Source organism: Veillonella atypica KON (genome assembly GCF_002959915.1).
GTDB lineage: Bacteria > Bacillota > Negativicutes > Veillonellales > Veillonellaceae > Veillonella > Veillonella atypica.
In genome coordinates this window covers 53469-65184 of record NZ_PPDE01000008.1, presented here as the reverse complement: position 1 = coordinate 65184, position 11716 = coordinate 53469, and the positions used below count along the sequence as shown (strand labels likewise).

The following is an 11716-nucleotide window of genomic DNA, read 5'->3' as shown; positions in this document are numbered from 1 at the left end:
ATTCCGTAACTATTATTATACCACAGTCGCTTTCACAAAAATGACCATTTCCACGCTATCCTTTGTCTTCCGGCTATGTCTAAATAATTTACCTAATAAAGGGATATCACCGAGTATTGGGATTTTTTCAATCTGTTTTTGATCACGATTATCCATTAAGCCACCTATGACCAGTACTTCTCCCGGTTGTAGACGCACTCTAGTCTGTGCTTGTCGAGTGGTTATTTTATAAGATTTCATCTCAGATACCATAATGGGTGAACTCACCTCAGCTCGTATAGACGTATCAATGGTACCATTTTTCGTTACTACCGGTGTATAGTCAAGTTTAATACCGACCTCTTCGTAATGAATGGATCTTTTTCTTTCACCATTAGAAATTGACTCTTCGATTACAGGAATTCGTTCACCTATCAAAATATGTGCGGCTTCACCATTTAAGGCCATAATGGAAGGGGTTGCAATAACAACTGCCTTTCCCGATGTTTCTAAAAGGCTAAGCTCAGGTTTAACAAAAAATTTATAAGCTTCCCCATCTGGAGCTTTTCCAAAAGAAATAGCACCATAGGAATTTGTCTTATCATTACCATGTCCGGTTAAACTCAACCAGGACCATCTAAATCCCGTCTCCTTCGTATAGGAATGCTCCATAGCCATAATGGTGGCTTCCAAGCGCACTTGTTTCATATCTCTATCTACAGATTGAATGATAGAGTTTACCCCTTTTTCCTCGTCTCCTGTTACATTTAATACAATCTGATTCGTTTCCTTATGCACAGCGAATTTTCCATTAGGTACTACTGTTTTTATGACAGATTCTAGCGATGTCGATGATGCCATCTTTGGTTCTACTACCACTACATGACGATGCTCCTTAGCACTAGAATGCCCTGTAACGGTTACCACGCCCTGATCATCCTGTATATCAAAATGATACATATCCCCTAAATGATGTAGCATGTCTAATGGCGACTTACCATGTATCGTTCCTGTCACAATTCCATTTAATGTATTAATGCCTAGTATATCAATCTTATAACTACGACTGATGGCCTCTACCACATCGGACAAAGGCGCCTTGCTAACCGTCATACTATATGTATTTTGACCTGACTCAGATTGTTGTACATGTATCGATTCTTTCGCCCATACACAAGGATTTTCTATTACACCTAAGAGTAAAACTATAATCATGATTCGCCAATAGATACACATCGTACATTGCCTCCTTCATCAAGGGTTACACCATTTTCATCTACATTAATTACCTTTACACCATGCCAAGAATCTCCTTCCATAACAACAGTAGATTCTGTGCCACTGCTTAAAATTACAGCCCATTGAGGCCCATGTATTACGCCATTAACATGAATTGTTTTCTGCTTATTATGTTTTGTTGTAACTGGTTCTGCACTAGAACTGCTATCTTGGTCTACTTTCTTCTGACTATGTCTCCGTTTACCTTGTTTTACCTTTGATGAATCATCTTTATTATTTAGGTTCTGCTGACCTCCACCGCTATGTTCTTCATCCATCATATATATTGAAGATACATTACTTTTGTCTAATGATTCGCCTAATACCTCACGCCAAGGAAGAGCTCGCAAGTTATTACTCGTACTGTATAACAATGTTATTTCATGAGATTTATCTTCTGATTTCGACATTGACGTTGAATCAGGCTCCATCTGGACATAATCAGCCTCGGGTGTATAGAATATGCCCCAACCAATTGCTATTCCACCTAATACAAACAATACACCTAGACTCTTCTTGTATCGTTTACATTGAGTCACATAAGGATACAATTTTTCTCGTAAACGTTCCTGTATGTTCATTCATCAGGACTCCTTTCACATAGTGGAATTAAAATATCTATCTAGTATCAGTATGCAACACAAATATACATAAAAAAAGGACACTAATAGTCACCCCCGTGACTATTAGTGTCCTTGACAAATCATAAAATATCAGTTATAAAGTTTTATTTATCATCATAACCCATTGGATGAGATTGATGCCAACGCCATGCATCCCCTATGATGTGTGATAATTCACTATGTTGTGGATTCCAGCCTAGAACATTCTTAATGCAATCTGAAGATGCGATTAATGTACTTGGGTCCCCTGCGCGACGATCACCATACTCCACGGGAATATCAATTTTAGTTACATTTTTAGCTGTTTCAATAATATCCTTTACAGAAAAACCATTGCCACTACCCAAATTAAAAGCTCTTGATCCACCGCCATTAATTAAGTAATTCATAGCTAATACATGAGCAGATGCCAAATCAGTAACATGAATATAATCTCGAATACATGTACCATCACTAGTATCATAATCAGTTCCAAAAACCGTAATATGAGGTCTCTTTTTTAAAGCGGCCTCTAATACTAATGGAATTAAATGAGTTTCTGGAGAATGATCTTCACCAATATTGCCACTTTCATCTGCACCTGCAGCATTAAAATAACGTAACGCTACATAAGTAGAGCCATAAATAGCACTATAGTCATGAAGCATTTCTTCAATCATTAGCTTAGTACGACCATATACATTAGTTGGCTGTAACTTAGCGGTTTCTACAATAGGTACCTCTTCCGGTTCACCGTAAACAGCAGCTGTACTTGAAAATACAAAATATTGGACTCCTGCCTGTCTTGCAGATTCTATTAATCGATAAGATCCAACCACATTATTTTCATAATAAATAGATGGATTAATCATAGACTCTCCTACTTGAGAATGTGCCGCAAAATGCATAATCCCCTTTATATTATTATCTTTCATGATATTGACAAGTTTTGAATCTGCAATATCTAACTCTATAACCTTAACCCCTTTAGGAATAGCACTACGGTGACCACGTGAAAAATTATCAACGACAATAGGTGTAAAACCAGCCTGTATTAATGCTCTAACCGTATGACTACCTATATAACCAGCACCACCTGTTACTAAAATATTCATATACTTACTCCCCCATTAATAACTACAACTTTTTCATAGCTTGAAGTTTTGGACCAATCAAGCGTTTATAAACTTCAACACCAGGTTGATCAAAGGCATCAACACCAGCTAAAATTGATTCAAAATACACAGCCCAACAATGCATGAACATAATTTCCCCTAAATGAAATGCATTTAATGTTGGTACCGATATGGTCATATTAAAACGATTATCTATCGATAGGGCCTCACGATTTGCATCAAGTGCGCTATTTAAGATATCACTAATAGGAATATCACCAATTGCATCAAGTTTGTCGTACTCACTATATAAATTTGGAACAACCAATGATGTATTCCAATCTCTTACCTTAATAAATTGAACTACCTTGTTAAGACGCCCCTCTTGGTGTTCTTGCACTTGTGCGTGCATATCCATCGTGCCTACTGCAGGAACAGGTGTACGTCCATAAGGAAGACAGGTATTACTCATTTTACCTAATGATTCGGATAAGAGCTGTACATACCAATCGGATAGTGAATGTAGAGACTCACCATAAGGCATGAATACCTCTATAATACGTCCATATCGCTCAGATGCAATATATTTTAATAATGCACTAAATAGTGCAGGATTTTTATAAACATCTTCTTCTTGGCAAGCCATATCCATCGATGCAGCACCGGCTAAAAATCCTTCAATATCAAATCCCACAAGAGCAGCTGTAACGAATCCTACTTCAGTAAAAACGGAGAATCGGCCTCCTACACCATAGGGAACGGAGAATGTTCTCCATTGATGCTTGATAGCCATATCATGAAGAATAGTAGGATGTGCCTCATCATTTGTTTCTGTAACGACGGTAACTTCATAATTAATATGATGATCCTCTAGTGCTTTTTGAAGAATCATAAAATTAGCCATCGGTTCAATAGTGGAACCAGACTTTGATGTAACTACAAGCATAACTTTATAGTCACTACCCTTTTCACCGGCCTGAGATACTAAGGTTTTAATTAGCCCTTCTAAGTATGGGCCATCTACATTAAACCCAGCAAAATAAAATCTCGGATAGCCGTTGCGTTCTTCATCAGTATAGTTATTCCAAAATGAACCACATTGCACATCAAAGAGTACCTTACTACCTAGATAAGATCCACCGATGCCAATAGAAACAACAGTATCAATACTTTTACGAGCATAGTCACCCAAGTCATGTAAACGGTCCATCATATCCGGTGTATTGATGCCGTTTTCTGATATATATGGCAACTGATAAAACAAGATTGGTTCTGGCTGACCATCTTTAGATAGGTGGCCTTCTTCATAACCTGTGGATCGCAAAATATTAGTATGACGCCATACATTTTGAATGGCCCGTTCAAAGTTTTGTATGTCCCTTGCCTGTATGCAGCTTTCATTATAGATATTGTTATAATCTAGCTCAAATCCAGAATCTAACTGTAACATCAAGTATCTCCTTTATGCACCAATCCAACCATAGCCATAACCGATACCAAATACGGACCAAAGAATAGCGATGGGAATCAATAACTTAAATTTCAATTTTGCTGTTTTATGATGACATACTACCATGCCCAATAAAGCGCCTAAACCACCAAAGGCAAAGGCTAAAAATAGCAATGTAAATTCAGAAATCCGCTCATACCCCTTTATAGCGGATAACTTATCATATCCATATATACAAAAGACAATAAAATTCCATACGGTCATAATAATCAGAAAATACGTTTCACTCATAATCCTATATTTATTTCCCCTTAAAATATGAGAAGGTATCACCCAATCCACAATCTAAACTAACAGTGGCTTCAAATCCAAAATCCTTTTTTGCTTTTTTATTACATAAGCGAGAATGGCGTATATCTCCAACCCGCTCTGCTTCATAATTAGTTACAATTTCTTTACCACTGATAGATGCAAAATAGCCTACCAATTCATTGACAGATGTACTCGTATTGGTAGAAATATTATAAATTCCTGTTAAGTCAGGATGATTCATAGCTTTAATATTAGCCTCAACTACATCAGCTACATATACAAAATCACGTGTTTGCTCACCATCCCCAAAAATGGTAAGCGGCTTATCCTCATTAATGAGGCGGTTGAAAATACTGATTACACCGCCTTCTCCACCATCCCCTTGACGTGGCCCATATACATTAGCATATCTAAAGCATACTGTTTTTAATCCAAAAGCTTGTTCATAAATACGTAAATATCCTTCAGCTGTCAATTTTGTAAGGCCATAAAATGATGTCGGTTTACCAGACATGTCTTCTGTGAGTGGTAATGTATCGAGATCACCATACACTGCAGCAGAGGATGGCATTAGAAAATGTGAAACATTATGCTTTCTAGCTGCTTCGAGCATATTAATTAATCCCATTAGATTCACATCACAATCCATCTTAGGATTTTCCATAGATGCAGGTACCATCGTTTGTGCCGCTTCATGAAATACCACTTGAGGTTTAAAATCTGCAAAAATAGATTCTATGTTAGCGTCTCGTACATCCATTTCTATGAATGTTGCTTTTGGATTAACAAATTCTCGTACCCCTGTTGTAAGATTATCGATTACCAATACTGTATGACCTAATGCTATGAGTCGATCGACCAGATGGGACCCTATAAATCCGGCGCCCCCCGTTACACAAACGCGCATTGTTTTCCCCTTTTAGATTATTTACCTATCGCTGCCCCTGCCTTTGCGAGTTGGTCAGCCATTTCATTATATGTATCACCCGTATGAGCATGTACCTTGTGAAAGTATACTTTCACATGTGGAAATATACGTTCACAAAATGCTGCATATTCATTGGTTAATACATTATTTCGTTTCCACTTCTTCGTGGCCCACATTTCAATCCCCATATAATCATAATATAAGGAACACTTAGAAATCCCATGAGTTAAAGCATATTCCATAACATGCATAGCCGCCAATAACTCACCAGACACATTCCAAAACTCTGTATATTTCACATCTTTTGTGCCGAATGAAAATGTTTCTTTGTTTCCATTTAGAAACATAATACCACCTGAACCTACAGACTGATTATATTTATCATAACTGCCATCGATATATGCAATTAAATGATTGGTTTCTGAGAAATCAGGGACTATAGATTTCTTTGTATGGTTTGTTTTAGACGTTTTTGATGATGCTAGATAATCACCAATACTCATGCCTTCATCACCTATAAAAGCCTGAGCTTCTGACTTAGTGGGAAACGATTTATAAATAGCCCCACCAAAGCCTTTAACCTGTTTTTCACAATCGCTCCAAGTTTCATAAATACCTGGCGTACGGCCTGCTTTTACAGCATAAAATTTCTTCGCCATACAACCTCCTAATGCTTCATGGTAAGCGGTACAAATTCAGCATTTACTACAGATTGTAAATCTTGTGGATTAACATGCATCTGCATGCCTCGTAAACCAGCACTAACATATACAGCCTCTTGAGCTTGCATCGTTTCATCAAAATATGTAGGAAATAGCTTTTTCATACCTACCGGCGAGCAACCACCCCGTAAATAACCAGTTATACCTAATAAGTCCTTAACATGAATTAATTCAACTGATTTATTACCACTGACACGAGCAGCCTGTTTCATATCTAGTTCTTCAGCTACAGGAATACAGAATACTACATATCCTGTTTTATCACCCTTGCCAACTAAAGTCTTAAATACTTCTTTTTCATCAAGACCTAGTTCATCAGCTACATGAACACCCTGACCTCGTTCTTCAGACCATTCATATTCATTAATCGTATATGCTATGTGATGAGTATCTAATATGCGTAATGCATTTGTTTTTTTATGCTTTTCCTTACTCATACAAGAGCCTCCTATTTATTAACAATTTTATTTATATTCTTTAATTCAATGCGTAAAGTACCATCATCATTAGTTTTAATTTCGATAAACTCTCGATTTTGCATATATTCTACAGGGAACGAAATTTCTATGCCAGTATCGGTTTTAATCTTATGATGTTCGCCTACCTTCGTAGCAAATTCACGATTTACCGGTAAAGGCCGCATCATATCCTGTTCAGCTAACTCCTTTTTAGCAGCTTCTTGTTGAATGGGATTAGACTTAAATACCTCTTCCACAATGCGAACAGGATTAACCGTATCAGATACTTCTGCATTTTTAGCAATCATAGACTTTGCCATCGTCAGCTCTGCTACACCATCGGATTCGTGCGCTTGAGCCACCTTATCTATAATGTTTTTTACCTTTTTAACAGTATCCCTAGAGGATTGATCTGTACCGAGTTGTAACACCTTATCTGCTAAGATATAACAAACTTCACCGTCATATTCACCTTTTGGTTCAAAAATGCGAACAGATAAATCCAATGTATTTATGGCAACAAAAGCTCGCAACTTTTGTGTCGGCATCGGCAATACCGCCTTATGTGGTACAAGTTCAGTCGATAAGGATCCATCATCTTCACTAAACAATTGATGCGTAAAGGCATCATGAGCCTGACATAATAGCATACAAATATAGGATGTGTCTGTCACCACATCGCATACAATAGTATCAATGACAACGCCTACTGTGGCTTGTTTCATATAGTCAAAGGTCTTCTCCCCTAACTCTTTTGCTAACGTGATAAAGGAGATTTCACCAGATTTATATTCACCGATTCGCTTTCCCATAGGGCTATGTGCATGTAACGTCCCTGTTCTCGCGCCGGGATCTTTAAAAGCTTTCGTTACATGGCCTGCAATATAGTCATGTATGTCTTGCTCACCTATTTTTAATTCATGTTCAGAATAGACCGCTAAAGATGATGTAAAATCAAAAATCTCTAGGGCTGCTTTATTAATTTGCATGATAACTCCTAAAGGATAAAAATATTACTCTTTATTATACCATTCTTTTAGTAATTCTTTGTCTATTTTTGAAGAATCAATGATTACTAGTTATTTCACAACATCTTCATCTAGCTCTTAGTTCACAAAAATAAATAAGAAAATAATATAAATAAGGAGGTGTATATATACATAGACACCTCCTTATTTATATTAAATTTTAATTTTAGTAGCTAACCACGCAGCAACTAAACATTTTACAATATCTCCAGGAATATAAGGAAACATTGCAGCAGTTAATGCAGCCCAAAGTGGAGTTCCTGTAACAAGCATAAATCCTATAACACCAAAAAAATATACTACAGGAATTGTTATAACAATAGAGCGCCAAGCATAAGAAAAAAAGTTTTGAGACTTACCTTTGCAAATACTTAATAAAGTATATGCTATTGGCCAAGAAACTATAAATCCACCTGTAGGACCCCATAATTTAGCTAACCCAGACGTTCCACCAGCAAACACGGGAACCCCTATTAAGCCTAATAAAATATATACTAAAAATACAATAAATGCTTCCTTAGGTTTCAACATTAATCCGGTTAATGTGGCAACCAAAGTTAACGCAATCACAGGAACAGGACTAAATGGTAATGGAAATGAAATCCATGCTGATACACACAATAGCGCTGTTAATAAAGCCATTTTTGTTAAACGTCTTGCTTCCATAATATACCTCATTCACATAAAATCTTAATTTGTTCTATGCTCATCATAGAGACGAGCCTTAAAAAGAATCATATCATCTAACGCGCCAACTAAGACATTACCTTCACGTTGGCTTTCAATAGAAACACAATCATTAGCAAGCATAGGAGATAAAAAACGAATAGACATGCCTACCTTTGTGTTACTATTTATCATATGCATCCAAAGATACTCAAGTATAAGTAACCCTGGCACAATATAAGGAACTTCACGATGAATACGATTGCGATCATTTACATCCTCTACAAATTGTATAATTTCATCCTTTGTAAATGTAATACGTTTAAGTGAATCATCAACTTTAGGAGTCTCACGAATTTGTAAAGGTCTTGTTAGTTGTAATAAATTAACCCATAACGTACCACTTGTATTGGACATACAAACGGATATATGATTGCCTTTATACTCTACACCATGAAACACAGTTTCATCTGTGCCTTGCGTATCAAAATAAGCCTTCGTAATAACGCAATTAGTAGGTAAATTTAACGTTTCTTCATCCGTTAAAAGAGCTAATAGATCTCGCATATTACTCCTTATAATTTAATCAGTATAATAATAGTTTTATACCATTACTATTAAATTATAATCAACGGAAACACTATAGTCAACCTAGTATGACATACGAGTTAACAACAAAAGCCACCATTGATAATCAATGGTGGCCTCAATTTTATATTTAAATCCAAAGAATATATAAGCTATTTTATAACTTCAATCCTTTTAAATATTCCTTAAATGCTGCCCCTAATTCTTCATTACGAAGCGCATATTCCACGGTAGCTTTCAAATAGCCTAATTTATCACCCGTATCATAGCGAACACCTTCATAGGCTAAAGCGTAAGTATCTGTTTTGGATGCAGCTAATGCATCTGTTAGTTGTACTTCATTACCAACACCTGGTTTTGTATTCTCTAAGATATCAAAAATATCAGGTGTTAAAATATATCGACCAAGAACAGCTAAATTGGACGGTGCCTTATCAACACTTGGTTTTTCTACTAAGCCATGAACGCGATACAAGTTATCTGCCAACGGTTCTCCGGACACAATACCATAGGAGCTTACCTTTTCATTCGGTACAAATTGAGCACCTAATATGATACCTGGATGTTGTTCATAACAATCCATCAACTGTTGTAAGCATGGTTTTTCTGGATTATAAACAATGTCATCACCTAATAATACAGCAAATGGCTCGTCACCAATAAACGCTTTAGCACATAATACGGCATCACCTAAACCACGCGGTGATTTTTGACGAATAAAATGAATTTTAATATCCGCCAAATCTTTTACCATGGCTAATTGTTTATTTTTACCTTGCTTTTGTAATAGCTCTTCTAGCTCGACACTGCTATCAAAATGGTCTTCTATGGCGCGTTTGCTACGACCTGTTATGATAAGAATTTCTTCGATACCAGAATCGAGTGCTTCTTTTACAATATATTGAATCGCCGGTGTATCAACAATAGGCAACATTTCCTTTGGTTGTGCTTTCGTAGCTGGCAAAAAACGTGTACCGAAACCAGCTGCTGGAATGACAGCCTTACGAATAGACTTCATGTGTATGCTCCTTAGAAATCTTTACCAACGAATTTGATTTTCCATTGGTTATTGTTATTTTTATGAGAATCTTTATATGTTAAATACATATCAAAGGAGTGCAAATCACGATGGTATGTGTAATAGATAGAATCCACATCGCCACTCATCATATTTTGTTTAACACTCACCGAAATATCATCGAGACGTGTCAATTTAAAGGAACCACCATAGATGAGCTCCTTAGGAAGCTCTGTACCATCAAAGCGATATGGCGAGTTGTTATAGCTAATATTGCGTTGATTATACGATACCCACGCATTAACTCTAGATCCTACAGCTGTACGGAATTGAGCGCCCCAGTACGGCATGCTACGTATTGACTTATCATAGCCATAATAATCGCGTTGATAACCACCGAAGAATCGCAAAGTACCATCTTTCCAAAGGTTGATAGGATCATGAGATACTTCTACCTTATAGTCCTTATGGACCCCCTTTACAGATCCTTCCTTCCAATAACCAATGCTTGTTTCACCACGTGCAGTAAATTGAGATTTACCAATATGGTACGTATGTGTATCAAGACGTAATTCGCCGATTTTTTCTACCCATACAGTTTCATCATTATATTCATTGGATACTTTACTATACCCGATGGATGCAGTTCCCCAAGGTAAGAAATAGCGATATCCAATTTGAGGCTTAAATCCGGCTTTTGAATACCATTTGTAATCAAAATACGCTTCACCAGATTTACCCAATGGAATTTCTGCATTACCACGCAATCCAATGCCATCATCACTATTATAAATAGGGCGAGGCATAATAGAAAAAGCACTTACTTTACCTTGTTTATCTCCACGTATAGATTTTGTATAAGATTTCAAGCTAAAAAGTTTAAAATTCTTGATGTAAAAGCTTGGATGTTGAATCACTACCTTATCGCCAGGATAGATTTTAATATCTTCACCTTCAATACGGTAATCAGGTGTATGCTTAAATGCCATCGCATGCTTAGACGTAATCATACCCTTCTCTATGGAACCAGTTTGCCCATCATAAGATAAGTTTTGACCCTTCACATAATACGGATCAGACCAGCCTTGTGTATGACCTGCATCAAAATGTTGATCGCTAGTACGATAGGTCATAACATCACCAGTAAGGTCTTTTGTTTTACCACCATCTTCTAAATAGCGATATGGTCCATCTGCAGTCCTATACTCTGTAGTCTTAGTATTACCAGTAATGCGATTAGCTAATAATGTGCGATTACCTTGAGTAACCACTACATTACCAAAAGCATTTACATCGCCAGTACTACCGGAATATGTCATCTTATCTGCATCTACACGAGTTGGTAACTTTTCTGTCGGTGCAGTAATCGGTGAAGCACCACGACGAACAACACGAATATTGCTGCGTTCAGGTGTCGAAGGTTGTTGCAGTTCACCTGGATAGGATTCAGATATACTATCTAAACTATCTTGATATGTAATTGAGTCTGAAGCAGCCCACGCTGGCTGGGCTAAACAAAGCAAACATGCTGCCACGAGCCATTGTACTCTTTGTTTCCTCATGGTTACTAAA

13 protein-coding genes are annotated in these 11716 nt (G+C 36.9%); all 13 read right to left on the bottom strand.

Annotated elements, in window-relative coordinates:
* Nucleotides 1-15: 15 nt before the first annotated feature.
* Nucleotides 16-1215: a type II secretion system protein GspD gene (locus VAHSUH02_RS04215; protein WP_038149001.1), complete on the bottom strand. Its 1200-nt coding sequence runs from the start codon at nt 1213-1215 to the stop codon at nt 16-18.
* Complete coding sequence (locus VAHSUH02_RS04210; RefSeq protein WP_005384258.1) at nt 1191-1838, bottom strand: hypothetical protein; 648 nt, start codon at nt 1836-1838, stop codon at nt 1191-1193. Before VAHSUH02_RS04210 ends, VAHSUH02_RS04215 begins: the two co-directional genes overlap by 25 nt.
* Before the next feature lie 146 nt (nt 1839-1984).
* Nucleotides 1985-2974, bottom strand: a complete 990-nt coding sequence (gene galE / locus VAHSUH02_RS04205; protein ID WP_005384259.1) for a UDP-glucose 4-epimerase GalE — start codon at nt 2972-2974, stop codon at nt 1985-1987.
* 22 nt (nt 2975-2996) lie between these two features.
* Nucleotides 2997-4424: a glucose-6-phosphate isomerase gene (locus tag VAHSUH02_RS04200; RefSeq protein WP_005384260.1), complete on the bottom strand. Its 1428-nt coding sequence runs from the start codon at nt 4422-4424 to the stop codon at nt 2997-2999.
* 12 nt (nt 4425-4436) lie between these two features.
* Nucleotides 4437-4715 carry a DUF1294 domain-containing protein gene (locus VAHSUH02_RS04195; RefSeq protein ID WP_005384261.1) on the bottom strand — a complete coding sequence of 93 codons (279 nt, stop codon included), beginning with the start codon at nt 4713-4715 and terminating at the stop codon, nt 4437-4439.
* Between the two features lie 10 nt (nt 4716-4725).
* On the bottom strand, nt 4726-5643 hold the full coding sequence (locus VAHSUH02_RS04190) for an NAD-dependent epimerase/dehydratase family protein (protein ID WP_005381055.1): 918 nt from the start codon (nt 5641-5643) through the stop codon (nt 4726-4728).
* Between the two features lie 17 nt (nt 5644-5660).
* Nucleotides 5661-6323: a ribonuclease H1 domain-containing protein gene (locus VAHSUH02_RS04185; protein WP_005384262.1), complete on the bottom strand. Its 663-nt coding sequence runs from the start codon at nt 6321-6323 to the stop codon at nt 5661-5663.
* An 8-nt stretch (nt 6324-6331) separates the two neighbouring features.
* Nucleotides 6332-6823 (bottom strand): Cys-tRNA(Pro) deacylase, encoded by a 492-nt coding sequence (ybaK, locus tag VAHSUH02_RS04180; protein ID WP_005384263.1) that lies wholly within the window; start codon nt 6821-6823, stop codon nt 6332-6334.
* Between the two features lie 11 nt (nt 6824-6834).
* On the bottom strand, nt 6835-7833 hold the full coding sequence (locus VAHSUH02_RS04175; protein ID WP_005384264.1) for a nucleoid-associated protein: 999 nt from the start codon (nt 7831-7833) through the stop codon (nt 6835-6837).
* 192 nt (nt 7834-8025) lie between these two features.
* Nucleotides 8026-8538, bottom strand: coding sequence for a biotin transporter BioY (locus VAHSUH02_RS04170; protein WP_038149002.1), 513 nt, complete (start codon nt 8536-8538; stop codon nt 8026-8028).
* Between the two features lie 24 nt (nt 8539-8562).
* Nucleotides 8563-9105 carry a hotdog family protein gene (locus tag VAHSUH02_RS04165; RefSeq protein WP_005384266.1) on the bottom strand — a complete coding sequence of 181 codons (543 nt, stop codon included), beginning with the start codon at nt 9103-9105 and terminating at the stop codon, nt 8563-8565.
* Between the two features lie 178 nt (nt 9106-9283).
* The gene (gene galU / locus VAHSUH02_RS04160) at nt 9284-10144 is read right to left on the bottom strand and encodes a UTP--glucose-1-phosphate uridylyltransferase GalU (protein WP_005380854.1); all 861 of its coding nucleotides are present in this window, start codon (nt 10142-10144) and stop codon (nt 9284-9286) included.
* An 11-nt stretch (nt 10145-10155) separates the two neighbouring features.
* Nucleotides 10156-11706: an LptA/OstA family protein gene (locus tag VAHSUH02_RS04155; protein WP_005382455.1), complete on the bottom strand. Its 1551-nt coding sequence runs from the start codon at nt 11704-11706 to the stop codon at nt 10156-10158.
* Between the last annotated feature and the right edge of the window lie 10 nt (nt 11707-11716).

Excerpts from the sequence above, each read along its gene's own strand:
- VAHSUH02_RS04215 (WP_038149001.1), bottom strand. The coding sequence starts at position 1,215 with ATGTGTATCTATTGGCGAATCATGATTATAGTTTTACTCTTAGGTGTA.
- VAHSUH02_RS04210 (WP_005384258.1), bottom strand. The coding sequence starts at position 1,838 with ATGAACATACAGGAACGTTTACGAGAAAAATTGTATCCTTATGTGACT.
- galE (WP_005384259.1), bottom strand. The coding sequence starts at position 2,974 with ATGAATATTTTAGTAACAGGTGGTGCTGGTTATATAGGTAGTCATACG.
- VAHSUH02_RS04200 (WP_005384260.1), bottom strand. The coding sequence starts at position 4,424 with ATGTTACAGTTAGATTCTGGATTTGAGCTAGATTATAACAATATCTAT.
- VAHSUH02_RS04195 (WP_005384261.1), bottom strand. The coding sequence starts at position 4,715 with ATGAGTGAAACGTATTTTCTGATTATTATGACCGTATGGAATTTTATT.
- VAHSUH02_RS04190 (WP_005381055.1), bottom strand. The coding sequence starts at position 5,643 with ATGCGCGTTTGTGTAACGGGGGGCGCCGGATTTATAGGGTCCCATCTG.
- VAHSUH02_RS04185 (WP_005384262.1), bottom strand. The coding sequence starts at position 6,323 with ATGGCGAAGAAATTTTATGCTGTAAAAGCAGGCCGTACGCCAGGTATT.
- ybaK (WP_005384263.1), bottom strand. The coding sequence starts at position 6,823 with ATGAGTAAGGAAAAGCATAAAAAAACAAATGCATTACGCATATTAGAT.
- VAHSUH02_RS04175 (WP_005384264.1), bottom strand. The coding sequence starts at position 7,833 with ATGCAAATTAATAAAGCAGCCCTAGAGATTTTTGATTTTACATCATCT.
- VAHSUH02_RS04170 (WP_038149002.1), bottom strand. The coding sequence starts at position 8,538 with ATGGAAGCAAGACGTTTAACAAAAATGGCTTTATTAACAGCGCTATTG.
- VAHSUH02_RS04165 (WP_005384266.1), bottom strand. The coding sequence starts at position 9,105 with ATGCGAGATCTATTAGCTCTTTTAACGGATGAAGAAACGTTAAATTTA.
- galU (WP_005380854.1), bottom strand. The coding sequence starts at position 10,144 with ATGAAGTCTATTCGTAAGGCTGTCATTCCAGCAGCTGGTTTCGGTACA.
- VAHSUH02_RS04155 (WP_005382455.1), bottom strand. The coding sequence starts at position 11,706 with ATGAGGAAACAAAGAGTACAATGGCTCGTGGCAGCATGTTTGCTTTGT.